The following is a 24,314-nucleotide window of genomic DNA, read 5'->3' on the forward strand; positions in this document are numbered from 1 at the left end:
CAGTCGTCAATGGGTGACATGCAATTCGTAGTGCGCGTCGGCGCGATCGCTTTCGGCGGCATGGGTGCAGAGGAAGGCGTCCCAGCCCAGGCGCGAACCGCCGCCCAGCTGGCTAGGCCCGACTTCCGTGCGGCGCAGCACGAGGCGCACTTCGTATTCGAGCGTCACGCGGCCCAGCAGCGTGAGCATGCGTTCGAGCGCGACCGCGCGTTCGCCGCCGGGTAAAAATGCTTCGTAGTCCTGTTTCGATAGCGGACCGATCACGAGTCGCGCACGCATATCGCGCTGCCAGACCCGCTGCCCCGCGAGCGCCGTCGCGCCCAGCGCGACATTGCGCTGCCCGAGCATCGAAAGCTGGTCGGGCGGCACGTCATACCATTTGCCGATGAACTGCTCGATACGCACCGGCACGTTGAAATACTCGGACAGCGTGTTCTGCAGATAAGCCGCGGAAACCGGTCGATGGCGCGCGGCCACGGCGTGGCCCGCAATCGCTTCGTCGAACAGACCGCCCGCGCCGCCATGCAGACCATCGCGCGATTCGTCGTTGGCGACGCCCGCAAGCGCGAGCAACAAGGGCAAATAGCGCTCGTCGCGATCGAGTTCGTAATGAAACGGCAGGCGGTACTTTTTCCACGCGTTATAGAACAGCGCGGTCGCGCGATTCGAAAACACGTCGAAGAATTCGCGCGCGGCGCGATCGCGTTTCAACTGCTCGCGCGCAATCAACTGCTCCGTATAGTGCAGCGGCAGCGCGCCCTGCCCGCCCAGCAAACCAAAAAACGCCGGCGTGATCTCCACCTGGGCAAGCCGCCCTTCGTCGATGGCGGCATCGCGCTTGCTTTTTTCGGCGAGCGACGCGCCGGCTTCGTCGTAAGACCTGGCCTGTTCGATTTCGCTCGGCGGAAAGCCCAGCGACAAGGTATTGCGAAATGACACGCGCTGCGCGAGTACGTCGCGCTGACGGTCCTCGGTCTTATCGACGAACCAGCGTTCGAGCAGGCGCACCGCCTGGAAAAACTCGAAGCGGTGCGGCTCGTCGAGCAGACGCTCGATTACACCAGGATCGATTCGCCGCTGCGGGGCTTGCATCGCAGGATCTCCTCGCCGGTGAGTTCGGACATCACCACCAGTTGAACAAAGCTGTTGATATGAACGTAAAGACCGAAGAACACATCGAGCACGCGCACGAAGGTGCCGAGGCTCGTGCCCACGAAATGGTCTTCGTCGACGGTCACGCGAATCTCCACGCCGCGCACGAAGGTGGCGAACGGCTTGCCGGGCAGCCATTGCACGGCCGAGCGCTGCTCCACGTTGACGATGCCGTCGATATGCCGCGACGACACTGCCGAGCGGCGCATATCGTAGAGCGCGAGCATTTCCTTGAGCGTGCCCGCGCCGCCGCCCGTGAGCGAAACGTGGCTCAGCGACAGATGCGAAATCAGACGCCAGTGCGAAGCCTGGCGGCGCTCGAAACGTACCGAAGGCGTCGGGCGCGCGAGCAGCGAAATCTGGTTGGTGAGCGAACCGCCCTCCAGAAACAGATCGCCGCCCTCCAGACCCACAGCAAGGCCGGCCGGAAGATCGCGATTCGTGCAGGAGAGTTCGAGGCTGAGCGTATCGGTTTGCTCGGAGGCCGGATCGAAGTCGATATCGACGATCGAAATTTCCGTTTCGTAGCCCGGACTCTTTTGCGCGACCCATTCGTCGCGGCGCGCAAACCAGTAGTGCCCCGCGCGCGCGGCTTCGCCGTGACGCAACGAATAGAAAGGCCGGAATTCCACCACCGATTCTTCATTCGCGCGCTGCTGCACCAGATGCACGGAATCGATCGAATAGACTTCGTAGGCAAATGCGCGGCGCGCCTCGGCAATCACCGGATACGCAACCGACTGATGATTGAGACGAATAGGCTCGCCGTGCTGCTTGAAAAGATTCACCACCGGCGTACAGAAAAGTCGCAGATGATGCGCTGCCAGCGTATCGAGCAGACGCGCCTCGTGCGAATCGCCGCGCACTTCTTTCAGCACGATATGCAGCGTGAGACGATGGCAACGCCCGGTTGCCGCGCTCATCGCCTTCAGATCGAAATCGACGAAATCGAATTTGGCGGGAAACGCGAAATACTCGGTCAGCAGGCGATAAGCGGGATGCGATTTCGCAGGGAAATCGATCAGCGCTTCGTCTTCGCCAAAACCGGCCTGGGCGAACGGCAATTCGCGCAGCGCCGTCCAGCGGCCATTACGTTCCGGTTCGACCCACGCGCCAATCGCATTGACGAAAAGACAATCGCCAAGCGCCGCGATAAACGATTGCTCGCCACTCAGATACGCGCGCAATTGCGGCACCTTGAGCGCGGCAATATCGAGTTGCGGCGAAGTCGATTCGAAAGTGATCGAAATCACGCCCGTGGCATCGCCTGGCAGCACGATCGAACTGGGCGCCATCGCCACCGGCATATAGCGCGCTTCGGCAATGCGAATGGGCGCGAGCGTGACGTCGTAGGCGGTGCGAAAACGGCATTGCACGCCACGCAGCGGACGCGACTTCAATTCCGTGCCGCGCGCGATCAACGCAGGCGCAGTGAGATGATTGAACGCCGCCGCGCTGCCAAGCTGCGCCACCGAACAGGAAGGAAACGGCCGCAGATAATGCGGATAGAGAACTTCGAGCAGCGCCTCGGTGAATTCGGGGTAATCGTCGTCGAGCCGCTTGTTGATGCGCGCGCCTAGCAGCGCGAACGACTCGATCATGCGCTCGACATGCGGATCTTCGCATTGCTCGCCCGACATCGCGAGCCGGGCCGCGATCTTCGGATAGCGCTCGGCGAATTCGCGCGAATAGCGTCGCAGGAACGACAATTCGCGCTCGTAATACGGCAACAACTCTTCCATCGCGATTCCCCGCCCCCCAGAAACTGCCTTGTGCCGCGCCTCGACGAAAACGCTTCGCAGCCGCGTCGTCACGCGGCGCCATGCGCGGCCTTGCTTATGTCTTCGCGCGTGCGCGCGTGACCGAATACTGCAGCGTCGACGGCTGCAGCAATGCGTCGAAGTTTACCGGCTCTTCGGCCGGATGGACCACCAATAAAGCCTGAATAGCGAAATTCAATACGCTGGTCGAGCGCGAATTCAATTCGAGCGAAACATTGACCCGTTGCAGACGCGGCTCGTGCCGCTCGATCGCCTGCTGGATCGACTTGCAGATAAACGCGCGATCGTAATGACTCGCGAGACTCAGCCCCGCGAAATCGCTCAACCCATAGGTGAGCAGCGATTTGCGGCACTCCGGCAATTGCGCGAGCGTCTCTTCCGAAAACGCAATGCGCGTATTCAAAATCGACTCCAGGTCGCGCGCAACCGTCGCTTTCAGTTCTTCCATCGACAATTGCCGCATCGCGGCGGGTGCCGGCGAGTGCGGTTCGTCGTCGAACAACTTGTCGAAAAAACTAGGCTCGAATCGCTTCATCGAACAATCTGGCGACGCCACATGGCGTCAATCTGTGCAAAAGCCCAAACGCTGCGCGCGGGTTGATGCGCGCGCAACGTTCAGGCAATGACGACCTTAGACCGCGTAGGTCTTGTCGTTCTTCGTCAGGCTCCATGCACCCTGAGCGTTACCGCCCTGGTTGCCGCCGATCTTCTGCTGCGTGTACTTCCACTGCACGGCAGCGTACTTGAGCGAGAACTCTTCGCTCGGCAGACCTTCGCCCACCACGGACGGCGTGATGCTCGAAATGATCACGTACTTGAGCTTGACCTCGAGGTACTTGATGCGATTGCCTTCACCGTCCGAGCGCATGAAGTCGATGGTGACTTCGTCGAACGTCGTACCGCCCGAAGCGTGCTGATACAGCAGCGGGCTGACCACGTCGATGTCCTTGGTGAAACGCATATCGGCGTGCTCGCAACGCTCGGACGTGTGACCGCCGGCCGTCGAAGCCGTTGCCGAACGCGGCTGGAGAATCGAGTGATTCCACGAATCGATTTCGATCCAGTTTGCGTGGTCCTTGTCCTGCGACTCGCCCTTGATCGCAGGATTGCCGAATTTTAGGTAGATGTCCTTCATAACGTATCGCTCCCCATAAAGGTGGTGTGTACGGCGGTGACAGGCGCGATGACTGCCCGCCCGATGGACCGCAACTCAAGCACAAAGCCCGAATACCGTCGGAGCCTGCGCCGGATGCGTCAGGCGGCGCGAGTCACGACGGTTGACTCACGCGGCCTGCTGTGCAGCTTCAAGACGTCGCGCACCCCAAAATTGCGCACGCTACGCCTCGCTGCAACGATGATTGTTTTACGAATTGGCCGGCTTCGGCAGATCCGCCACGAGACGCAGCGAGATCGACAGTTCGTCGAGCTGGAAGTGCGGACGCAGGAATGCAACCGAACGGTACGCGCCCGGACGGCCCGGAATTTCCGCAACCTGGATCGACGCTTCGCGCAGCGGGAACTGTGCCTTCTGTTCCTGCGTGGCGTTGTCGTCGAGCAGCACGTACTGCGAAATCCAGCGGTTCAGGAACACTTCGACGTTCTGCGCCGATGCAAAACTGCCGATCTTGTCGCGCATCATCGCCTTCAGGTAATGCGCCACGCGCGAAACCGAGAAGATGTACTGCAGCTGCGCGGAAAGCACGGCGTTCGCATTGGCGCTGTCGGTGCTGTACTTTTTGGCCTTTTGCACCGATTGCGCTGCGAAGAACGCGGCGTAATCCGAGTTCTTGCAATGCACGAGCGGAATGAAACCGAGGTCGCTCAGTTCCTTTTCGCGGCGATCGGTAATGGCGATTTCGGTCGGGCACTTGAGCGCGATTTCGCCGTCGTCGGTCTTGAAGGTGTGGGTCGGCAGATCTTCTACCAGACCGCCGCCTTCCACGCCGCGAATCGCCGCGCACCAGCCGAAGTCGTCGAATGCCGCCGTGAGACGCGCCGCGAAAGCCCAGGCCGCATTGCACCAAAGGTACTTGCTGTGATCCGTGCCGTCGACGTCTTCGACGAAATTAAAGCTTTCCGCCGTTGCGCCATCCTTCGGATTGAACGGCAGACGGCCGAGAACGCGCGGCAGCGTGAGACCGACATAGCGCGAGTCTTCCGAGTCGCGGAACGACTTCCACTTCGCGTATTCGACCGTATCGAACACCTTGCCCAGATCGCGCGGCTTGCCCAGATCGGCGAACGATTCGAGGCCCATCAGTTCAGGCGCCGCCGACGTAATGAACGGCGCGTGCGCGGCCGCGGCGACATGCGACATCTGCTCGATGAAGTACATGTCTTCGGGCTGGCGCGTGAGTTCGTAATCGCCGATCAGCGTGCCGAACGGCGCGCCGCCGAAGGTGCCGAACTCTTCTTCATAGACCTTCTTGAAGAGCGCGCTCTGATCGAATTCGACGGCGTTCTTGAAGTCGCGCACGATGTCGCGCTTCGGGGCGTGCAGCGCCTTGATCTTGATGGTCTGACCGGTATTGCTTTCCTTGCACAGGTAATCGAGCCCGCGCCACGTGGCTTCGAGGCGCTGGAATTCCGGTGCGTGCATCACGGCGCTCAATTGCGCCGAGATCAGGCGATCGAGCTCGGCCACGCGCGCGTCGATCGTTGCGGAAAGATTGTTCGAGACGACCACGGTGCCGTCGAGCACCTGATGCACGAGTTCGCCGATCAGATCCTTGGCGCGCGCGTGCTCCGAATCGGACTTCGCGACCTTGCTCTTTTCGACGATATCGTCGAGCAGCGAGGTCGCAGCGTCCGCTTGCGTGTCGTCGAATGCCGCGCCTTGCGCGGCAGCAGTTTGCTGGTTCATGTCGTGCTCCGCCTCAATCGCCCTTGGACTCATCGTCAGCCGGATGCTCCGGCGACGATTCCGTGCGCGTGCCGCCGGCAAGCGCCTGCAAGTGCTGCGTGTTCGAGAGCACTTCGCTCAGCAGGTCTTCGAGCTTGTCGTTGCCGGCGAGCTTGTTGCGCAGGTCGGCGAGCTTCGAGCGCGCTTCCAGCAGACGGCGCAGCGGCTCGACCTGAGCGACCACTTCGTCCGGGCTGAAATCGGCCAGCGACGTGAAGCGCAGATCGACGGCGAACTTGCCGCCTTCCGGGCTCAGGCGGTTTTCCACCTGAAACGCGGCGCGCGGCTCGATGCCTTTCATGACGTCGTCGAAGTTGTCGCGATCGATATTGACGAACTTGCGGTCGCGCAGCTTGGGCTGCTCGATTTCCGATTGACCGGCCAGGTCGCCCATGACCCCGACGACGAACGGCAGTTCTTTCACTTCGATCGCATCGCCGCGCTCGACCTCGTAGGTCAATTGCACGCGCGGCGGCCGCACTTTCTGCAAGCGCTTCTGGATGCTTTCTTTCTTGGCCATCGTCGGCTCCCTGCTTTTTGTTATCGACTGGTGCTACGTAGCGGTGTGGTCCGGCGCGGCCGCTTAACGCAGCGCGCTAAACGGGTCCGCTGCGCTGCCTGCTGCCTTGCCGGCTGCCGCGCCCGCGGCGGACGTTGCTGCATTCGTCGCTGCATTCGTGGCCGCATTCGTTGCGGCGCTGGTGGCTGCAGACGTCGCGGCGCCCGGCGCCGGATCTGCCGCTTCCTGAACCTTCGGCGCAGACTTCGTCACGTGCCTCACATAGCGCGGCTTCTTCGCCTTCGCCTTCGGCTCGGGCGGGAACAGCGAATCTTCGCCGAGCGTGTCGCGCAACTGCTTCGCGAGCGCCTGGGCGTCCGACTTCGCATCGCCTTGCAGCGAAGCGTCCTGACGCAGTTCGCCGAGCGATTCCGTCGCTACGCGCAGACCGGCGACCGCGAGCACGCTCTTGGCGCTGCGATCGGTCTGGTCGCGCTGCAGCGCTTCCTGCGCCGCCACGATGGCCTGACCATAGTGTTGCTGCTGGAACTGGATCTGCGCGATGCGCGACCACGGTTCTTCGCGCGTCGGATCGGCGGCTGCGAGTTTCTGATAGGCCTGGATAGCCTGGTCCTGGTTACCTGCCTTCGATTGGGCGTCCGCGTCGGCAAGCGCCTTATTGAAGGCTTCGGGCGAGGAGGAAAGCGTGTTTGCCGGAGTGGTACAACCTGCCATAACGCCGCAAGCGATCACTGCCCCCGTGAGCATCGAAAAGACCCGCTTTTTCATCGTTCTTTCACCGCCGTTTGATTTTTAATTCAAGGAGAGAAGCCAGAGTTTTACTTATCCCCCAGCGCGCGGGTATAGTACAGGCCAATTTTCTATAATTCAACTGGCTTTGAAAAGGTAAAGAAAGAAAAAAGGTGGCTGTGTGGAAGCCTTGATGTGCTTGACGATGCATTGAGAAGCACGAACGCCGGTAAAAAGGAAAGTATTTCCGAACCACCAGATTGGACTCGCTTTGAGGCAAGCAATCTTTTCCGAATTTTATTAAAAACGATCATCACGGGGATAATGTTCTTCCAATGCGCTTTGCATTACTCGTGACCCTGCGTATTTAACGAAGCTGGAGAGTTCGGGCTTGAGGCCCGCGATAAAAATGACTGCGCGCATTATTCAAATTGCATCGACCACCGCCATGATCTGCACCGCTGCCACTTTGCTTGGCGGATGTGCAGCGGCAGTGCCCGCAATCGGCAGCGCGGCATCCGCGGCCCTGCAAATCGTGGGTATCGGCAAGCCCGACGTACCGGACGCACAGAAACCGCCTCGCGATCTGGGCGTCACGCTTTACGCGGCGCGTAATCTCAATGCTGCCACCGATAACAAGCCGCTCGCACTAGTGGTACGCCTCTATTCGCTCAAGGATCCCACTTCGTTCGAGCAGGCGCCGTTCGATACTTTTACCGATCCGGCGAAAGAAAAAAGCACCTTGGGCGCTGATTTGCTGAGCGTGCGCGAAATCACGCTGATCCCTGGCCAACGCTATAACGCAACTGAAAAAGTCTCGCGCGAAGCGCAGGCTTTCGGTATCGTCGCGCTGTTTAGAGACCCGGCAATGCAACGCTGGAAATTCGCTTTCGATCCTGCGAAATCGGAGAAATCCGGCATAATGGTTGGACTGCACAACTGCGCGATGACGGTGACGAGCGGTACGGTAATTCCGGCCGATGCCGCCCAATCCTCGCAACCGCTGAATCTGCTTTCATCGGTAACTTGTGGATGAATCGGCGGGCCGCAATCGAATTATGCAAATTTAAGCGGGCCAGAAGAATCGCAATACCGCTGCAATAGATGCACAGTAATTGAAGCAAAAAGTGAAGCAGAATCGGCAGCAAAACCGGACCTCTTCAACCAACAATCCAGTCCGCCGGCAGGCATGGCGAGACAAGATCGACGCATAAGCTGAATCATCATGAGCTATTCCTCGAAAGTGCTTTGGGGGGAAGGCCTGTTTCTCAGGCCTCAGCACTTCCAGCGGCAGGACGCCTATCACGAAGCCCGGCTCTTCGAATCGATCCAGGCGATCCAGCCATACAACTGGGGCGTGCGCTCGATCCGCATCGATCACGACTCGCTCGGCAGCAATATCCTGCGCCTGAGCGAGTTGTCGCTGGTGTTTCCCGACGGCACGCTCTACTCCGCGCCGCAGGCCGACGACCTGCCGCCGCCGGTCGCACTCGACGCGCTGCCCGAAGGCATCAACGAATTCACCTTCTATCTCGCGCTGCATCAGGTGCGCGAAAACGGCTCGAATTACACGGGCGACCGTAACGAAGGCTTTATCGCGCGCTATGTGAGCGAACAGGCCAGTGTGGCCGATCACTACACGGACGCCACGCAAGCCGACATCACGTTCCTCAAGAACAATGTGAAGCTCGTCGCGCACACCGAGCCGCGCGATCAACTGCTTTCGGTGCCGGTCGTGCGCGTGCGCCGCACGGCGTCGTCGGGTTTCGAAGCCGATGAATCGTTCGTGCCGCCGAGCCTCGCGATCGAAGCGTCGCCGCTATTGCATCAGCGTTTGCGCCGCCTGATCGACGCCTTGCAGGCCAAGGTCAATGCGCTCTACGGTTTCCATCGCGAGCCGACCAAGAACATCATTGAATTCCGCTCGGGCGATATCGCTTCGTTCTGGCTGCTGCATACGGCCAGCGGCGCATTCGCGACGCTCGCGCATCTCTATCAGCATTCGGCGCTGCATCCCGAACGTCTGTATCAGGAACTGCTGCGTCTCGCCGGCCAGTTGCTGACGTTCTCGAAGAATCACACGCTGGCCGATCTGCCCGCTTATCGTCACGACGATCCGGGCCCGGGCTTCGCGCGACTCGACGCAATTCTGCGCGACCTGCTGGAAACGGTGATCTCCACACAGTACTTCTCGATTGCGCTGGAAGAAGTGCGTGCGTCGTTCCATATCGGCCGTCTCGACTCCGGCAAGATCGACGACAAGACCACCTTCTATCTGGCCGTTTCCGCCGATATGCAGGCCGTCGATCTGGTCGATGCCGTGCCCGCGCGTTTCAAGGTGGGCGCGCCCGACGACGTGGACAAGCTCGTGCTCTCGGCCATGCCGGGCGTGCGCCTCGTCTACACGCCGCAAGTGCCGCCGGCGATTCCCGTGCGGCCCGGCGCGTGCTATTTCGCGCTGGAATCGCGCAGCGCGCTGTATGAACGCATGATTCAGGCGCAGTCGGCCATGGTGTACACGCCTTCGGGCATCAACGATCTCAAACTCGAACTGATTGCGGTGACGTCATGAGCAACGCGCCCTCCCTTTTCGGCGACGCCCCGCCGCCCACCCTCGCGCCGCAGATGCCGGCGAGCGATCCCGCCTATCAGGTGCGCTCGCTGCTCGATCTGCTGTACGACGGCTTCTTCATGCTGTTCCTGCTGAAGAACGGCCGCGAGCCTGGCGATGCGGCGGAATTCACTTCGCGTGTGCAGCAGTTTCTCGGCGATTTCGAACGCGGCGCGAAGAAACTGAATGTGTCGGCCGAAGACGTCTATGCCGCGAAGTTCGCGTTCTGCGCCGCCATCGACGAATCGGTGCTGTGTTCGCAGTTCAAGATCCGTTCGGACTGGGAGCGCCGGCCGCTGCAACTCGCGCTGTTCGGCGAGCAACTGGCAGGCGAAAAGTTCTTCCAGTATCTGGAGGAATGCCGTGCGCGCGGTCCCGCGCGTCTGCAGTCGCTCGAAGTCTTTCATATGTGCCTGCTGCTGGGCTTCCAGGGCAAGTACATGCTCGAAGGCCCGGAAAAGCTCGCGTATCTCACGGCACGCGTGGGCGACGAAATCGCGCATATCAAGGGCAAACGTGCGCCGTTCGCGCCGCACTGGCCGCTGCCCGATCAGGTCGCGCACCGTTTGAAGCGCGAAGTGCCGCTCTGGACGATAGGCGCCGTGTTCGCGCTGGTTGGCATTCTCGCGTGGACGGGACTCAATACCTGGCTGCGCGACAGCACGCTGCGCACGCTTGCGCCGTATACGAATATCGTCAAGCTCGGACCGCAATCGGCCAATCTCACGATTTCGCTGCCTTGAATCTGTTTGCGTGAATCCCGCAGATAGTTCGGAAAGCTAATCGATACAACCAACGCGCTCTCGGGCGCGTTTGTCTTTTCTAGCGCTCACGCAGCCGTCACTACCCGATCGCGGCCCGTCATCTTCGCGCGATAAAGGCTGGCATCGGCCTGCTTGAGCCACGCGGCGTGATCCATCATCGACTCGTCGCATTGCGCGACGCCCACGCTCACCGTGCACGGGCATTGCCCGCCCTCTTCCTTGTTCTTTTCCCGCACGGCGGCCACGAAACGCTCGGCCACCGACCGCGCCTCGGCGAGCGTCGCGCCGGGCAGCACGACGCCGAACTCCTCGCCGCCATAGCGCCCGATGCTGTCGCTCACGCGAAAATGATCGCGCAGCAAACCCGCAAACGCGCACAGCACGGCGTCGCCGGCCTGGTGACCGCGCGTATCGTTGACGTGCTTGAAGTGATCGAGATCGACGAGCATCAATGACGACGCATAACGCGTCGCGCGGCAACGCTCGAATTCATCGGCGAGCAGGTTTTCCCAGTGACGCCGATTGAGCAGGCCGGTGAGGCCGTCGGTGCGGCTCAGGCCTTCGAGAATGCGCGTCTGCTCCGCGAGCTTGCGGGAAATGCGGTAGGTGCTCCAGCCCAGCGCAATCGGATAGACGATCAAGAACGGCAGGCACGCGACGATGGTGGGCATGCGCGTAACGGGCTCGAACACGAAACCGAGTACCAGCCAGCCGCCAAGCAGCCCGACCAGATGCGCGAGCACGCCGCGCAGAAATAGCGTGAGGCCGCCCGCCGCGATGTTGTCCATGCTGAGCATCACGAGGAGCAGCACGCTCGGCAGCAGATTGAAGCGCATCGCGACCACCCACAGACCGCCCAGCGCCGAATCGATCATCAGATTAAAGCGCTCGCCGCGATACGGCACGACACAGGCATGCGCGGCCCGGCGCGCGACGTGCGGCCAGATGAAACCGTGAAAAACCAGCAGCGACCACAGCACCGCGCCGCGCCCCTGCTGCGCGAACACCGCCGCCACGCAGAAGAAGCCGAGCGCGAGGCCCACCATACGCAGGCGCCAGGTGCGCTCGACGAAACGCCTGCCCTTGCCGGCCATGGGATGCTTGCTCGGTTTCATGCTCGAATCGAATCCTGACCTGTTGTTGTGCTGCTTTTTAGTCCTGCGTCCTGTCTCGCTACCCGGCCCCGCTAACGCGCGCGCAACCCCGCGCGCGCACCGGAATGCGGCCATTGTGCCATTGCATGCGCCATGCGTAACGGGCTTTTGAGGGGCTTTTCGATGCATGCGCGCGGCCGATGTGACAGCGCGATGAAAGTGGCAATCAAACGGCCGACCCACGGCCCCAACCTTCCGCTTCTTACCAACCGTTACAGAAGCGACGCGATCGTTGCACCTGTACGCGCTCTGCCTTCCTAGAATTCTTCAGACCGTTGCGCGGCAAACCCGCCGAACGGTCGTACAGCCAAACCGGCAAGACATACCCATAGCGTGGAACATCACGCAGACAAGGAGTTCGTATGATTCGCCTCTCGCTTGCTTCTCTCGCCAGTGCTTCCGCAGTCGGCCTTCTCGCGCTCTCCATGAGCGCCCACGCGCAGACCGCGGCGCCCGCAACGACCGCCGCCGCACCGGAACTGCACGCCGCCGACAAAAGCTTTATCGCCGATGGCACACAAACGGTCGCCACCCAGCGCGACGCCGCGCGCATCGCCGATTCGCGCTCGACCGACCGCGAAGTGAAGGCCTTCGCGGAACAGCTCGTCGCCGATTATTCGAAGCTTTCGGATTCGATGCGCGCCGCCAGCCCGCGCGGCGTCGACGTGCCGCGTAACGATCCCGACACCGCCGTGATCGACGGCATCAAGAACCTGCGCGGCGCCGATTTCGACAAGGCGTATATCGAACAGGTGGCGCTGGGCGGCCAGCAGAAGACGCTTTCGGCCTTCCAGGCGGAGATCGCCTCGGGCCGCGATGCGGGCCTCAAAAAGGCCGCCAGCGAAGGACTGCCCGTGATCCAGGCCGATATCGCCAAGGCGAAGGAACTGGCTCAACGCAAGCATCTGGCGGGCTGAACGCCGCCGTGGCGGCACGCCTGAGCGCGTGCCGGTCAATCTAAAGGGCGCGGCGCCCGAACGGCCCGCGCCCTTCGCATCCGAAACGTCGACTACTCTTCGCTATGTTCGCTTGCCGCCGTCACGAGCCGCTCCATGCGGCGGTCCGGCACGAGCCACAGCAGCGCCACGGCCACGAAGAACAGCGCGCCGATATGCGGCCAGTCCAACGCCGCCAGCACGATTCCCAGCAGATAACCCGCCACCGACGCCTTGCCCTTGAAGTCGCGTCCGAGTGCGCGCGCGAGCGGGCTTTGCATGCCGTGATAATGAACCAGCGTCGCCTGCAGCACGACGTACGCGATCGCACAGAGCAGCAGGTTGAAGCCGTACAGCATGGTAGGCCAGCGCGCGAAATGGTTTTCGCCCATCCAGCCGGTCGTAAACGGCAGCAGCGAAAGCCAGAACAGCAGATGCAGGTTCGCCCACAGCACCGAGCCGTTCACGCTGCGCGCGGCGTGCATCATGTGATGGTGGTTGTTCCAGTAAATGCCCACATAGAGAAAGCTGAGCACATAGCTCAGGTAAGTCGGCCAGAGCGGTGCGAGCGCCCCGATATCGTCGCCGTGCGGCACCTTGAGTTCCAGCACCATGATGGTGATGATGATGGCGAGCACGCCATCGCTGAATGCTTCGAGTCGGTTTTTATTCATCGGCTTCGCCAGGCACGGGACAGAAATTGCAGGACAAGAAAGGTAGCCGAAAGTATGGCCGAAAGCGCGCGCCGATGCCACGTAGCGCCGGCACACACCTGAGAGGAACGCCATGGCGATGGATTCAGGCGAACGAAGCGAGACCGCTCAATCGGTAGACTGGCGACGCGTGCGGGTCTGGGATCTGCCCACGCGGCTGTTTCACTGGCTCACGGTCGGACTGGTGGCGCTCGCGTGGCTATCGCAGCGCATGAACTGGATGCAGCTGCACGTGCGCGCGGGCGAAACCCTGCTCGCGCTGGTCCTGTTCCGTCTGATGTGGGGCTGTTGCGGCAGCGAAACCGCGCGCTTTACCCGCTTTCTGGCGACGCCCGCAGCGGCGTGGCGCCATCTGCGTCAACTCGGGCGCCGCGAGCCCGATGTGCAGGTGGGACACAACGCGGCAGGCGGCTGGATGGTGATGTTGCTGCTCGCGCTGCTGTTCGCGGAGACGCTCAGCGGCCTCTACGTCAACAACGATATCGCCGATGAAGGCCCGCTTTCGGAGATCGTGCCGGCGGCGATCGCCAATATGATTTCGGCTATTCACGCCTATGGCTGGGATGTGCTGGCCGCGGCCGTCGTGCTGCACGTTTGCGCAATCGGCATGTATGCGCTGCTGAAAGGGCACAACCTCGTCGGGCCGATGGTGACGGGTATCAAGCCGCTACCCGTCACGTCACGCGCGCCACGGCGCACCTCGCTGTGGCTCGCGGTGTTGCTGATGGGATTTGCCGCGCTGGTGACGGCGTTATTGGCGTTTTATCTCTAGGCACACGCCAAACTGCGCCGCGGCGCTCACCCCGCCGGCACCGTCAGGATCGGCGCCTTCTGATCCTGATTCGCCTGGGCCAGCGCGATCAGATTCTGCAGCACCGTCAGCGCGTATTTCGAATCGAAATCGTCGTTGTCGATCCAGTAAGTCGCGCCGTGATAGTCGATGGTGGCATACGCGCCGGCCGGCGCGCGCTCGCCCACATGCACCACGATGGTCGGCCGGGTTTCGCCGCCGATCAGATGCACCGTCGGCATGGTCGCGCCGCGCGAGACATCGCTCTCGGGCACCGAAATCTGCGCGCCCAGATTGCTCAAGATCCCCATCACCGAGCGCGTCACCATATTGATCGTGTGACCGTTGCCGCCCAACGCAGGCGCATTCACCACCTGATACTCGCGCACGACCGGCGACAGATGCAGCAGCTTGCGCACCTCGGCGAGATCGGCGGCCGATTCGGGCGGCGCACCGTCGGCGCCCAGACTCATCGTCACGTGCGCCTGGTGATCGTGCTCGTCCTGCTTGTAGCTGATGGTCAACTGGCCCGCCAGCTGCAGCCGACGCAGCGCACGCAGCAGTTCGAAGAAGCCGGGATTACCGTCGCTGCTCGGTCCGCCCAGCGGCGCGGCATTCTGCAATCCGCCGATCGACTGCACCGACAGCCGCAGCAACAGGTCGATGGGCACGCCGCTATCGGCGAGCGGCAGCACCAGTTCGGTCGGCAAGGGGCGGATATAACCGGTTGCGAGCGCGTCGCCCGTGGTCGGCACGAAGGTGAAGGTCGGGTGATTCGAGTACGTCGCGCCCACGCTCGCCTGGCCGTAGCTCGTGCCCGCGTTGCGCGAACCGCCTTCGGCGAGCGCGCCGGCGTTGGCTTCGAAGGTGTACGACGCGATGATCTGGCTGACCGCCACGAACGACGGCGAATCGCCATAACGCAGCCCGACGATGGTCGCCAGCATCTCGCGTTTCTTGGCGTCGCCGAGCGCGCGTTCGTAATCGACCTGATCGGTGCGCAACATATGCGGACCGAACCAGGCGCAACCGGACATCATCAGGACAGGACAAAAGGCAGCAGCGATCAGACGCCGCCGGGACAGCAGGCGAAATGAAATCATGGAAGGTATCGAGGGAAAGTGCGCACAGCCGTCCTGGGTAGCAAGCGCTATGCCCCGCCGTGCCTGCATCGCCATGCGCGCAAGGACAGCACCCGGCGCATGGCGTAAAATCGGCGCTCCCCTTCACTCGACCGATAGAACGCGCAGATGGCTACCTACCTCGAATTGCTCGCCGAAAAACGCGCCCTCGACGCGCGCATCGAAGCGGCGCGTGCCGAGGCGGCTCAAGAGGCGCTTGTGGCCGCCCGCGCCGCCATCGCCGAATTCGGCTTTACGCCGGACGATCTGTTCGGCAAGCCGCGCGCGCCCAAGGCCACGCGCAAGCGCAAGGCCGCGCCGGGCGCCGCGCCGGGCGCCGCCGCGCAAGCCAATGACGGCAAAGGTAATTTCGACCTGTTCGGCGAATAAGCCCGCGTCGCGAGATTCAACGCGAGATTCAACAACACGTTGTCAATACAACAGGCCCGCGAGCCGTCAAAGCTCGCGGGCCTGTTGTTTTCAGGCGCTTTCAGGCGGGTCAGGAACCGCCCAGCCTTACTGCGCGCCCAGCTTCTTGATCAGCGCGTCGAGCTGTGCGAGTTCTTCCTCGTTCAGATCGGTCAGCGGCGCACGCACCGGGCCTGCGTCGTGGCCCACCAGCTTCGCGCCGGCCTTGACGATGCTCACGGCATAACCGGCGCGACGGTTGCGGATCGCCAGATACGGCAGGAAGAATTCGTCGATCAGCTTGCCAACCGTTGCGTGGTCATCGGCCGCAATCGCGCGGTAAAACTCCATCGCCGTCTTCGGAATGAAGTTGAATACCGCCGACGAGTACACCGGCACGCCCAGCGCCTTGTAGGCGGCGGCATAGACTTCCGCCGTCGGCAGGCCGCCGAGGTACGAGAAGCGATCGCCCAGACGGCGGCGGATCGTCACCATCGACTCGATCTCGCCCACGCCGTCCTTGAAGCCGATCAGGTTCGGGCAACGCTCGGCGAGCTGCTCGAGCATGTCGGCGTTGAGCTTCGAATTGGCGCGGTTATAGATGATCACGCCCATCTTCGGCACGGCCTTGCAGACTTCTTCCGCGTGCTTCGCAATGCCTTCCTGCGAGGCTTCCGTGAGGTAATGCGGCATCAGCAGAATGCCCTGCGCGCCGTTGCGTTCCGCTTCCTGTGCGTACTCGATGGCCACGCGCGTCGCGCCGCCCGCGCCCGCGAGAATCGGCACCTTGCCCTTGCAGGTTTCCGTCGCGGTCTTGATGACCTGCGAGTACTCGCTCTTCGTCAGCGAGAAGAACTCGCCCGTGCCGCCCGCCGCGAACAGCGCGCTCGCGCCGTACGGCGCCAGCCATTCGAGGCGCTCGGCGTAGGTATCGGCGCGGAAGTTGCCCTGTGCGTCGAAGTCGGTGACGGGAAACGAAAGCAGGCCTTCGGAAACGATTTGCTTGAGTTCTTGCGGAGTGGTCATGGTGGCGATCCTTTCAATCTGTCGATGAGTCTGTGAATGTGTTCAGTCGCAACGCTCAGCGCACGAGGCACGGGCGCTTGTTGTCGAATTTCCAGTCGGGAATCAGGTACTGCATGGCGACGGCATCGTCGCGCGCGCCCAGGCCATGCTGCTGGTAAAGCGCATGCGCTTTTTCCAGTTCGTCGAGATCGATCTCGATCCCCAGACCCGGCTTCTGCGGCACCTGCACCTTGCCGCCGACGATCTGCAGCGGATCGCGCGTGAGGCGCTGGCCGTCCTGCCAGATCCAGTGCGTATCGATCGCGGTGATCTTGCCGGGCGCGGCGGCGGCCACGTGGGTGAACATCGCCAGCGAAATATCGAAGTGATTGTTCGAGTGCGAGCCCCACGTGAGGCCCCAGTCGTTACACATCTGCGCCACGCGCACCGAACCCTGCATGGTCCAGAAGTGCGGGTCCGCCAGCGGAATATCGACCGATTGCAACTGGATCGCGTGACCCATCTGGCGCCAGTCGGTGGCGATCATGTTGGTGGCCGTGGGCAGCCCGGTGGCGCGGCGGAATTCGGCCATCACTTCGCGGCCCGAATAGCCGTTTTCCGCGCCGCACGGATCTTCCGCGTAGGCCAGCACATCGTGCTTGTCGCGGCACAGACGGATCGCTTCGGCCAGCGACCACGCGCCGTTCGGGTCCAGCGTCACGCGCGCTTCCGGGAAGCGCTCAGCCAGCGCGGTGGCCGCTTCCATTTCCGCGTCGCCCGACAGCACGCCGCCCTTGAGCTTGAAATCGTTGAAGCCGTAACGCGCCTTCGCGGCTTCGGCCAGACGCACCACGGCTTCGGGCGTCATCGCCACTTCCGTGCGCACGCGCTCCCAGTCGTCGCGGCCATCGGCGCCGCTGGCGTACTCCAGATCCGTCTTGTTGCGATCGCCGATAAAGAACAGGTAACCCAGCATTTCCACTTCGCTGCGCTGCTGGCCTTCGCCGAGCAGTGCCGCCACCGGCACGCCCAGATGCTGGCCGAGCAGATCGAGCAGCGCCGCTTCGAGCGCGGTGACCGCGTGAATCGTCGTGCGCAGATCGAAGGTCTGCAGGCCGCGGCCGCCCGAATCGCGGTCCGCGAACTGCTTGCGCACCGTGTTGAGCACGGCCTGGAGATTGCCGATCGACTGGCCGACCACGAACGCGCGTGCATCGTCGAGCGTCTTGCGGATCGCCTCGCCGCCCGGCACTTCGCCAATGCCCGTGTTGCCCGCGCTGTCGCGCAGCAGCACGACGTTGCGCGTGAAGAACGGGCCATGCGCGCCGGAGAGGTTCATCAGCATGCTGTCGCGGCCCGCGACGGGCACGACGCGCAGTTCGGTCACGACGGGCGTCGCGTTCGAAGAGACGTTTTGTGTGGTCATGAAAGCGTTACCTGTCAAAAATCGGCGCCTGTATGGAGCGGCGCCAGTCGATTAATCAAATCGGTTCATGCGAGGTCAAGCCGGTGCGGCGACGATCTCCACCCAGTTCGCGCCGTGTCCGCCTGCGCAGCGCGCGGCGAGCGTGAGCGCGCCGCTTTGCGCATCGACGCGATACAGCGAGACGTGCGGCGACTTTTCTCCGCAGGCCACCGCAAAGCGGCCCGACGGATCGAGGCGAAAACCGCGCGGCTGGGTTTCGGTATCGACACAACCCGCATACTCGAGCGCGCCATCCGGCTGCACGGCGTACGTCAGCAGACGGCTGGTGGTGCGCTCGGACGCATAGACGAAGCGGCCATCGGGCGCAACGTGGATATCGGCGGCCCAGACCAGCTTCGCGAGTTCGGCGGGATCGGGCTGCACCGGGTCCGAAGAACCGGGCCGCGCGAAGCCGTCGTTCAGGTGCGCAAGGTCGGGCGCGCGCGGCGAAACATGGCTGGCCGTAAGTTCGCCCGTCTGCGCATCGCGCTTGAAGGCGGCCACGGTCGCGCGGAATTCGCTGAGCACGTAGAGCGTGTTTTCATCGGGCGACAGACGCAGATGGCGCGGACCGAAACCCTCGCCGAGATCCACCACGCCGATCTCGCGCAAACGCCCTTCGTCTTCCAGCGCGAAGCCGAACACGCGATTGCTGCCGAGCGACGTGGCGTAAGCAAAACGGCCATCGCCGGACACAATGACGGCGTGCGCGTTCTGGATGCCTTCGACAGTCTGCAGCGGCGCGCCCAGGCCGTTATCGATGTCCTGCGTGCGATACAGACACACGCGATGCTCGCCATACGAAGCGCCCAGCAAAAAGCGGCCCAGCGGATCGGCGCCCAGATACGCGAAGCTCGAATCGAGCGGCGCGCGGCCCAGCGTTTTCAGGTTGCCGGTCTGCGCGTCGATCTCGTAGCGATACAGATGCAGATCGCTGCCGCGCGTGACGGCGTAGAGATGGCGCTGGTCCGGCGCGAGCGCCATCGGCATGACGGTCGGCGCAATGGTGGTGCGGGCGTGCGGCGTGAGCGTGCCGGCGTTGGCATCCAGATGCAGCACGTCGATCTCGCCGTCATTGGCGTTCGAAACGTAGACAAAGTAGCGGTCTTGCATGGGCGATTCCCTCAGTGGTCGTGGGCGAAAGGCATTAGTGTGCGCCACGATGGAGGGAATCCGCTTCGTCGCTGAACGCGCGCCGCGACGGCTTGCTGCGTGCAAGGAACGCGGCGGTGGCCGCAATCAGCGACGTGACGCCCAGACCATAAAGACCGCCCGCGATCGAGCCGGTGTGCTGCTGAAGGTAACCAAAGGTGGCCGGCGCGAAGAAGCCGCCCAGATTGCCGAGCGAGTTGATCAGCGCGATCACGGCAGCCGCCACGCGGGCATCGAGATAACCTTGCGGCAGCGGCCAGAACAGCGAAGACGCCGCCTTGAAACCAATCGCCGAAAAACAGATGGCGACGAACGAGAACACCGGATTCGCGGAAGTCGAGGCAAACAGCCCGCACGCCGCAATCACGAGCGCCAGCGCCAGCCAGCCCTGCTGGAAGCGAAAGCGGGCCGACAGCAGCGCGAAGCAGTACATCGCGACGATGGCGATCATCCACGGAATCGCGTTGTAGAGACCGACCTGGAAATCCGTGAGGCCGCCCATCTTGCGGATGATGGTGGGCAGCCAGAACGTGGCCGCGTAGATCGTCAGCTGGATCGCGAAATAGAGGAAGCAGAACAGCACGATCTGCGGATCGCGCAGCAAACGCGTGACCGGCACGCGTGCGCCGCCGGTGGCCGCTTCACGTTCGGCCTGCTCGCGCGCCATGTAGTTTTCGAGCGCGCCCTGCTCTTCGCGGCTGAGCCAGTGCGCGTCGCTGATACGCGACTTCAGCATCAGCCAGCTTGCCGCACACAGCGCGATGGAAAACGCGCCTTCGATCAGGAACATCCACTGCCAGCCCGCCAGACCCAGACCGCGGACCGACAGCAGCGCGCCCGTCACCGGCCCGGACAGCACCGAAGCAAACGCGGAGCCGGCCAGAAAGATCGCCACGGCCTTGCCGCGTTCCTTCTGCGGCAGCCACTGCGCGAAATAAAACACCACGCCCGGAAAGAAACCCGCCTCGGCGATCCCGAGCAGAAAGCGCAGCACGTAGAACGAGGTATCCGTGCGCACGAACGCCATGCACGCCGCCACCACGCCCCACGTCGCCATGATGCGGGTGAGCCAGGCGCGCGCGCCGAACTTCTGCATCAGCATGTTCGACGGCACTTCGAACAGCGCATAGCCGATGAAGAACAGCCCGCTGCCCAGCCCGTACGCCGCCGCCGACAGACCCAGATCGGTTTCCATATGCGCGCTGGCGAAACCGACGTTCACACGGTCGATGTAATTCGCGATGAACATGATCAGGAACAGCGGCAGGACGTGCCGCTTGACCTTGGCGCTGGCTGAATCCAGCAGCGAGTCGTAGCGGGTAGTGGAAGCGGACATCGGGGTTGTCTCCTGTCGGTGTCGTGCACCGTGGTACGTTGTCTGATGACATCATAACCAAGTCATCGGACAACTCCAACATGAGGTTTACCCTCAAATCGGCCGCCAATCAGCAACGACAAGGGTTTCAGGCTGATGATCGCGCGATCGCTGTCGTTGCACGATCCAATATAAGACATCGTACAACATAAGCGCTTTTCAAGCCGATGGCAGCTCGATCCGCCGGAAACGGCCTGCCAGCAGGCCATACGCGAGCATCGCCACCACGCCGTGCGCCCCGACGAACCAGAGCGCCCGGTCGAACGACCCCGTGGTCGCCACCACGAAGCCGATCACGATGGGCGTAACGATCCCCGCCACGTTGCCGATGCCGTTGAACACCCCGCCGCTCAGGCCGGTCATTTCGCGCGGCGCGACGTCGGCGAGCACGGCCCAGCCGATCGCCCCCAGTCCCTTGCCGAAGAACGCCAGCGAAACCAGCACGACGACGGCCGTATCGGTCGTGGCGAACGGCGCGCCGATCAGCGCCGTGGCCAGCACCATGCCGATCATGAACGGCGTCTTGCGCGCCGCCGACATCGGCACACCGCGCCGTATCAGCCAGTCCGACAGCGCGCCGCCCAGCACGCCGCCCGAAAACCCGCAGATGGCCGGCAGCGCCGCAACCAGGCCCACCGTCATGATGTTCATGCCGCGCTCTTTCACCAGATAGATCGGGAACCACGTGATGAAAAAGTACGTGAGCGCCGTGATGCAGTACTGGCCGATATAGAGCGCCCACAGCATGCGGCTCTTGAACAGCACGGCAATCTCACGCCGCGTAAAGCGGCCGCGCCCGCCGAGATGGCTGTCGAGATGGACAAGCGCGCCGCGTTCGGCGATGTAATCGAGTTCGGCGCGACTCATGCGCGGATGATCGGCGGGCTCGCGCATCGTCGCGAACCAGATGCACGCCGCCACGATACCCAGCGCGCCCATGAAGAAAAACACCTGATGCCAGCCGAACCGATGCGTGAGCCAGGCCATCAGCGGCGTGAAGATCACCACGGCGAGATATTGCGCGGAATTGAACAGCGCACTGGCGGTGCCGCGCTCGGCGGTCGGGAACCAGGCAGCGACGACACGCGCGTTGCCGGGAAAGGCCGGCGACTCCACCAGCCCCAGCATGAAACGCATGACGAAGAGCGCCGTGGTGGCCGCCGCCACCGAACCGAACACCGACACCGCGCCCTGCGCCATCGTGAAGCACGACCACAGCACGATACTCGCGCCATAGACGCGCCGGGCGCCGAAGCGGTCCAGCAGCCAGCCGCCGGGAATCTGGCCGATCGCATAAGCCCAGCCGAACGCGGAAAACACCACGCCGAGCGCAGCGGGCGTGAGCCCCAGATCGCGGGCGACGAAGGTGCCGGCAATCGAGAGCGTCGCGCGATCCGCGTAATTGAGGACCGTGATGCAGAAAATCAGACCGAGGATGGCATAACGGAAATGGCCGATGCGGGCCTGCTGCGCCGCTGGCTTCGCAGCGGTCATATCGAAGGCTTTCATGTGTCTCCTCCCTGTCTCGGGATGATTTTTTGTGGCGCGCGTGTCTACTGCCGCTGTGGCCACCTGAAGCGCCGCGCGCGCCGTAGTGCCGCGCGCCGCAGCGCCAATCGTTGCGCGCGCAAGCTCACGTCACGCTGGTTTCGGGGCGCTGCCCCGCAAAACTCGCCGCGAGGCTATCCAGCACGATCTTTCCCATGGCCTCGCGCGTCTGCACCGTGGCGCTCGCACGATGCGGTTGCAGCACGACGTTCTGCAGCGCGAGCAGTTCGGCGGGCACCCTCGGTTCGTCGACGAAAACATCGAGACCCGCGCCCGCGATGCGCTGCTCCACCAGCGCGCGCACCAGATCGGCTTCGTTGACGAGCTTGCCGCGCGCCACGTTGACGAGCCAGCCGTCGCGACCCAGCGCGTCGAGAATGCGCGCATCGACGATACCCTCCGCATCGTCGGCGGATGCGGCCAGCACCAGCGCGTCGCTTTCGCTTGCGAGCGCATGCAGGTCGCTCACGTAGCGATACGGCACATCGCTCATGGCCCGCAGATCGGTGTACGCAATCGCGCAATTGAACGCGGCGGCACGCGTGGCAATCGCACGGCCCACGCGACCCAGCCCGACGATGCCCAGCTTCATGTCGCTGAACTTGCGCGCCAGCGGCAGCGGCGCTTTCGCGAGCCACTGGCCGTCGCGCACGTAGCGGTCGCCCACGCACAGGCCGCGGCAGGCCGCCAGCAGCAGGCCGATGGCGAGATCGGCGACATCGTCGGTGAGCACGCCCGGCGTCGTCGATACATGAATGCCGCGCTCGCGGGCGTAGGCCAGATCGACCGCATCGGTGCCAATGCCGCTGATCGCGACGATGCGCAGCTTCGGCAACTGCTCCATCGTCGCGTTGCTAATACCCGAGGCGCCGCCCGTCACCACACCGTCGATGCGCGCGCCGATCTCGCGCAGCCAGCCTTGCGCGTCGGCGTGCTCGTAGAGGCGGTGCACCGTGTAACGGGCGCGCAGCGCCTCGTCGAGCGCGGCAATTACGGGATTGATGAGAAGGACTTCGAAGGACATGCGCGGGTTTCCTCGTCGCGATCGTGCTGCGTGATTCGGGGTAATGGCGAGGCGGCTCGCCGTGGCGGCGGACCGCATCGTGGGGTGAAATCGCAATCGAGTATAGGCAGGCGATCGATCGAGGTCTAAGCTATATTCAGCATCGATCGATACACAAATTGAAATGAACGTCGACCTCAATCATCTGCGCTGTTTCGTGGCCGTCGCCGAGGAATTGCACTTCGGGCGCGCCGCGGCGCGCCTGTTCATGACGCAGCCGCCGCTCAGCCGGCAGATCCATCTGCTCGAAGAAGCGCTGGGGCTCGTGCTGTTCGAGCGCAATAGCCGCAGCGTGAAATTGACCGAGGCGGGCCGCGTCTATTACGACGACGCACTGCGCATCCTGCGACTGGCGGATCAGGCCGCCGATTCGGCGCGGCGTGTGGCGCGCGGCGACGCGGGCCAGGTGACGGTTGGCTTCACCGCGGTCTCGGGTTATCAGATGGTGCCCGCGCTGCTGTCGGCGGCCAGCGAGGCGCTGCCCGGCATCACCGTGGTGCTGCGCGAAATGGTGTCGCTCGCGCAGACGCGCTCGCTGGAAACCCGTGCGATCGACCTGGGCATCATGCGCGCCCAGTTCGCCAGCCCTGGTATCGCCTGCCGGCTGCTGCGGCGCGAACCGTTGATGGCCGCCATTCCCGCCACGCACCGGCTGGCGAAGCGCCGCACGATTGCCGCGCGCGATCTGGAGGACGAAGCCTTCGTCATGTACTCGCCCGACGGCGGCAAATACTTTCATGACCGCATCGCCGGGCTGTTCAACGCGGCGGGCGTGCGCGTGCGCCACGTGCAGTTTATCGACCAGACGCATAGCATCGTCGCGCTGGTGCGCGCGGGGCTGGGCGTGGCGATCGTGCCCGCCTCCGCGCAGGAACTGGGTTTTCGCGATGTCCAGTTCCACCCGCTCTGGACCGCCGACGCCCACGCCGACCTCGATCTGGCCTGGAGCGAAGAGCAGAACACGCCCGCTGTCGAACGCTTCCGGGATTTCGCGCTCGACTATTTTTCGCAGCATGCGAAAACCCGCCACAGCGCCTAGTTGTACGATGTCACACGAAATTTTTCGACTTGATTTGTGACACTTTTCCGACAAAATTTTCTTTTACATCGAGATATCCGCCCTGAT

23 protein-coding genes are annotated in these 24,314 nt (G+C 63.1%); 7 read left to right on the top strand and 16 right to left on the bottom strand.

From position 1 onward, the window contains the following. Positions 1-6: 6 nt before the first annotated feature. The 7 genes from tssG to U5A67_RS05900 all read right to left on the bottom strand — a co-directional run bounded on the left by tssG (position 7) and on the right by U5A67_RS05900 (position 7,123). Positions 7-1,092, bottom strand: coding sequence for a type VI secretion system baseplate subunit TssG (gene tssG / locus U5A67_RS05870; RefSeq protein WP_321818243.1), 1,086 nt, complete (start codon positions 1,090-1,092; stop codon positions 7-9). Then, on the bottom strand, positions 1,056-2,894 hold the full coding sequence (gene tssF / locus U5A67_RS05875) for a type VI secretion system baseplate subunit TssF (protein ID WP_205982596.1): 1,839 nt from the start codon (positions 2,892-2,894) through the stop codon (positions 1,056-1,058). Before tssF ends, tssG begins: the two co-directional genes overlap by 37 nt. 94 nt (positions 2,895-2,988) lie before the next feature. Beyond that, the gene (gene tssE / locus U5A67_RS05880; RefSeq protein ID WP_205982597.1) at positions 2,989-3,468 is read right to left on the bottom strand and encodes a type VI secretion system baseplate subunit TssE; all 480 of its coding nucleotides are present in this window, start codon (positions 3,466-3,468) and stop codon (positions 2,989-2,991) included. Positions 3,469-3,564: 96 nt separating this feature from the next. Next, positions 3,565-4,068, bottom strand: coding sequence for an Hcp family type VI secretion system effector (locus tag U5A67_RS05885; protein ID WP_027815282.1), 504 nt, complete (start codon positions 4,066-4,068; stop codon positions 3,565-3,567). A gap of 228 nt (positions 4,069-4,296) precedes the next feature. Next, positions 4,297-5,796: a type VI secretion system contractile sheath large subunit gene (gene tssC, locus U5A67_RS05890; protein WP_205982598.1), complete on the bottom strand. Its 1,500-nt coding sequence runs from the start codon at positions 5,794-5,796 to the stop codon at positions 4,297-4,299. A gap of 13 nt (positions 5,797-5,809) precedes the next feature. Beyond that, on the bottom strand, positions 5,810-6,355 hold the full coding sequence (gene tssB / locus U5A67_RS05895) for a type VI secretion system contractile sheath small subunit (protein WP_205982599.1): 546 nt from the start codon (positions 6,353-6,355) through the stop codon (positions 5,810-5,812). A gap of 63 nt (positions 6,356-6,418) precedes the next feature. Further along, entirely contained in the window at positions 6,419-7,123 is a 705-nt protein-coding gene (locus U5A67_RS05900) for a tetratricopeptide repeat protein (protein WP_205982600.1), read from the bottom strand. Positions 7,124-7,493: 370 nt separating this feature from the next. Between U5A67_RS05900 and tssJ the strand changes: the two genes are divergently transcribed. From tssJ to icmH, 3 genes are all read left to right on the top strand, one after another. After that, on the top strand, positions 7,494-8,120 hold the full coding sequence (tssJ, locus tag U5A67_RS05905) for a type VI secretion system lipoprotein TssJ (protein ID WP_205982601.1): 627 nt from the start codon (positions 7,494-7,496) through the stop codon (positions 8,118-8,120). Between the two features lie 189 nt (positions 8,121-8,309). Beyond that, positions 8,310-9,656, top strand: a complete 1,347-nt coding sequence (gene tssK / locus U5A67_RS05910; protein WP_205982602.1) for a type VI secretion system baseplate subunit TssK — start codon at positions 8,310-8,312, stop codon at positions 9,654-9,656. Then, entirely contained in the window at positions 9,653-10,438 is a 786-nt protein-coding gene (gene icmH, locus U5A67_RS05915; RefSeq protein WP_205982603.1) for a type IVB secretion system protein IcmH/DotU, read from the top strand. Before tssK ends, icmH begins: the two co-directional genes overlap by 4 nt. An 86-nt stretch (positions 10,439-10,524) precedes the next feature. On the opposite strand, the gene U5A67_RS05920 is transcribed toward icmH, so the two are convergent. Further along, positions 10,525-11,574 carry a diguanylate cyclase gene (locus U5A67_RS05920; protein ID WP_241023340.1) on the bottom strand — a complete coding sequence of 350 codons (1,050 nt, stop codon included), beginning with the start codon at positions 11,572-11,574 and terminating at the stop codon, positions 10,525-10,527. A 401-nt stretch (positions 11,575-11,975) separates the two neighbouring features. Between U5A67_RS05920 and U5A67_RS05925 the strand changes: the two genes are divergently transcribed. After that, positions 11,976-12,530, top strand: coding sequence for a DUF4142 domain-containing protein (locus U5A67_RS05925; protein WP_205982604.1), 555 nt, complete (start codon positions 11,976-11,978; stop codon positions 12,528-12,530). A 92-nt stretch (positions 12,531-12,622) separates the two neighbouring features. On the opposite strand, the gene U5A67_RS05930 is transcribed toward U5A67_RS05925, so the two are convergent. Continuing rightward, positions 12,623-13,222, bottom strand: a complete 600-nt coding sequence (locus tag U5A67_RS05930; protein ID WP_205982605.1) for a TMEM175 family protein — start codon at positions 13,220-13,222, stop codon at positions 12,623-12,625. 112 nt (positions 13,223-13,334) lie between these two features. On the opposite strand from U5A67_RS05930, the gene U5A67_RS05935 reads away from it, so the two are divergent. Then, on the top strand, positions 13,335-14,033 hold the full coding sequence (locus tag U5A67_RS05935) for a cytochrome b/b6 domain-containing protein (protein ID WP_321818242.1): 699 nt from the start codon (positions 13,335-13,337) through the stop codon (positions 14,031-14,033). 26 nt (positions 14,034-14,059) lie between these two features. Here the strand turns inward: U5A67_RS05935 and U5A67_RS05940 are convergent, their stop codons facing one another. Continuing rightward, positions 14,060-15,136 (bottom strand): hypothetical protein, encoded by a 1,077-nt coding sequence (locus tag U5A67_RS05940; protein WP_415767790.1) that lies wholly within the window; start codon positions 15,134-15,136, stop codon positions 14,060-14,062. A 165-nt stretch (positions 15,137-15,301) separates the two neighbouring features. Between U5A67_RS05940 and U5A67_RS05945 the strand changes: the two genes are divergently transcribed. Next, complete coding sequence (locus U5A67_RS05945; RefSeq protein WP_321818241.1) at positions 15,302-15,562, top strand: H-NS family nucleoid-associated regulatory protein; 261 nt, start codon at positions 15,302-15,304, stop codon at positions 15,560-15,562. Between the two features lie 126 nt (positions 15,563-15,688). On the opposite strand, the gene kdgD is transcribed toward U5A67_RS05945, so the two are convergent. The 6 genes from kdgD to U5A67_RS05975 all read right to left on the bottom strand — a co-directional run bounded on the left by kdgD (position 15,689) and on the right by U5A67_RS05975 (position 23,149). Next, on the bottom strand, positions 15,689-16,606 hold the full coding sequence (gene kdgD / locus U5A67_RS05950; protein WP_321818240.1) for a 5-dehydro-4-deoxyglucarate dehydratase: 918 nt from the start codon (positions 16,604-16,606) through the stop codon (positions 15,689-15,691). 55 nt (positions 16,607-16,661) lie between these two features. After that, positions 16,662-18,011 carry a glucarate dehydratase gene (gudD, locus tag U5A67_RS05955; RefSeq protein WP_205982608.1) on the bottom strand — a complete coding sequence of 450 codons (1,350 nt, stop codon included), beginning with the start codon at positions 18,009-18,011 and terminating at the stop codon, positions 16,662-16,664. Between the two features lie 75 nt (positions 18,012-18,086). Continuing rightward, entirely contained in the window at positions 18,087-19,163 is a 1,077-nt protein-coding gene (locus U5A67_RS05960) for a lactonase family protein (protein WP_321818239.1), read from the bottom strand. Positions 19,164-19,197: 34 nt separating this feature from the next. Then, a complete protein-coding gene (locus U5A67_RS05965) occupies positions 19,198-20,538 on the bottom strand; it encodes an MFS transporter (protein WP_321818238.1) in 1,341 nt (446 codons plus the stop codon). Between the two features lie 198 nt (positions 20,539-20,736). Continuing rightward, a complete protein-coding gene (locus U5A67_RS05970) occupies positions 20,737-22,086 on the bottom strand; it encodes an MFS transporter (RefSeq protein WP_321818237.1) in 1,350 nt (449 codons plus the stop codon). 124 nt (positions 22,087-22,210) lie between these two features. Then, on the bottom strand, positions 22,211-23,149 hold the full coding sequence (locus U5A67_RS05975; RefSeq protein ID WP_321818236.1) for a 2-hydroxyacid dehydrogenase: 939 nt from the start codon (positions 23,147-23,149) through the stop codon (positions 22,211-22,213). 163 nt (positions 23,150-23,312) lie between these two features. Between U5A67_RS05975 and U5A67_RS05980 the strand changes: the two genes are divergently transcribed. Further along, the gene (locus U5A67_RS05980) at positions 23,313-24,227 is read left to right on the top strand and encodes a LysR family transcriptional regulator (RefSeq protein ID WP_321818235.1); all 915 of its coding nucleotides are present in this window, start codon (positions 23,313-23,315) and stop codon (positions 24,225-24,227) included. The last annotated feature ends 87 nt before the right edge of the window (positions 24,228-24,314 follow it).

Origin of the sequence: Paraburkholderia sp. J69-1 (genome assembly GCF_905220255.1) — a bacterium.
Lineage (GTDB): Bacteria > Pseudomonadota > Gammaproteobacteria > Burkholderiales > Burkholderiaceae > Paraburkholderia.

Excerpts from the sequence above, each read along its gene's own strand:
- tssE (WP_205982597.1), bottom strand. The coding sequence starts at position 3,468 with ATGAAGCGATTCGAGCCTAGTTTTTTCGACAAGTTGTTCGACGACGAA.
- gudD (WP_205982608.1), bottom strand. The coding sequence starts at position 18,011 with ATGACCACACAAAACGTCTCTTCGAACGCGACGCCCGTCGTGACCGAA.
- kdgD (WP_321818240.1), bottom strand. The coding sequence starts at position 16,606 with ATGACCACTCCGCAAGAACTCAAGCAAATCGTTTCCGAAGGCCTGCTT.
- U5A67_RS05925 (WP_205982604.1), top strand. The coding sequence starts at position 11,976 with ATGATTCGCCTCTCGCTTGCTTCTCTCGCCAGTGCTTCCGCAGTCGGC.
- U5A67_RS05935 (WP_321818242.1), top strand. The coding sequence starts at position 13,335 with ATGGCGATGGATTCAGGCGAACGAAGCGAGACCGCTCAATCGGTAGAC.
- U5A67_RS05930 (WP_205982605.1), bottom strand. The coding sequence starts at position 13,222 with ATGAATAAAAACCGACTCGAAGCATTCAGCGATGGCGTGCTCGCCATC.
- U5A67_RS05885 (WP_027815282.1), bottom strand. The coding sequence starts at position 4,068 with ATGAAGGACATCTACCTAAAATTCGGCAATCCTGCGATCAAGGGCGAG.
- U5A67_RS05980 (WP_321818235.1), top strand. The coding sequence starts at position 23,313 with ATGAACGTCGACCTCAATCATCTGCGCTGTTTCGTGGCCGTCGCCGAG.
- tssG (WP_321818243.1), bottom strand. The coding sequence starts at position 1,092 with ATGCAAGCCCCGCAGCGGCGAATCGATCCTGGTGTAATCGAGCGTCTG.
- tssB (WP_205982599.1), bottom strand. The coding sequence starts at position 6,355 with ATGGCCAAGAAAGAAAGCATCCAGAAGCGCTTGCAGAAAGTGCGGCCG.
- U5A67_RS05945 (WP_321818241.1), top strand. The coding sequence starts at position 15,302 with ATGGCTACCTACCTCGAATTGCTCGCCGAAAAACGCGCCCTCGACGCG.
- tssF (WP_205982596.1), bottom strand. The coding sequence starts at position 2,894 with ATGGAAGAGTTGTTGCCGTATTACGAGCGCGAATTGTCGTTCCTGCGA.
- tssK (WP_205982602.1), top strand. The coding sequence starts at position 8,310 with ATGAGCTATTCCTCGAAAGTGCTTTGGGGGGAAGGCCTGTTTCTCAGG.
- U5A67_RS05965 (WP_321818238.1), bottom strand. The coding sequence starts at position 20,538 with ATGTCCGCTTCCACTACCCGCTACGACTCGCTGCTGGATTCAGCCAGC.
- U5A67_RS05900 (WP_205982600.1), bottom strand. The coding sequence starts at position 7,123 with ATGAAAAAGCGGGTCTTTTCGATGCTCACGGGGGCAGTGATCGCTTGC.
- U5A67_RS05975 (WP_321818236.1), bottom strand. The coding sequence starts at position 23,149 with ATGTCCTTCGAAGTCCTTCTCATCAATCCCGTAATTGCCGCGCTCGAC.
- tssC (WP_205982598.1), bottom strand. The coding sequence starts at position 5,796 with ATGAACCAGCAAACTGCTGCCGCGCAAGGCGCGGCATTCGACGACACG.
- tssJ (WP_205982601.1), top strand. The coding sequence starts at position 7,494 with ATGACTGCGCGCATTATTCAAATTGCATCGACCACCGCCATGATCTGC.
- U5A67_RS05920 (WP_241023340.1), bottom strand. The coding sequence starts at position 11,574 with ATGAAACCGAGCAAGCATCCCATGGCCGGCAAGGGCAGGCGTTTCGTC.
- U5A67_RS05970 (WP_321818237.1), bottom strand. The coding sequence starts at position 22,086 with ATGAAAGCCTTCGATATGACCGCTGCGAAGCCAGCGGCGCAGCAGGCC.
- U5A67_RS05960 (WP_321818239.1), bottom strand. The coding sequence starts at position 19,163 with ATGCAAGACCGCTACTTTGTCTACGTTTCGAACGCCAATGACGGCGAG.
- icmH (WP_205982603.1), top strand. The coding sequence starts at position 9,653 with ATGAGCAACGCGCCCTCCCTTTTCGGCGACGCCCCGCCGCCCACCCTC.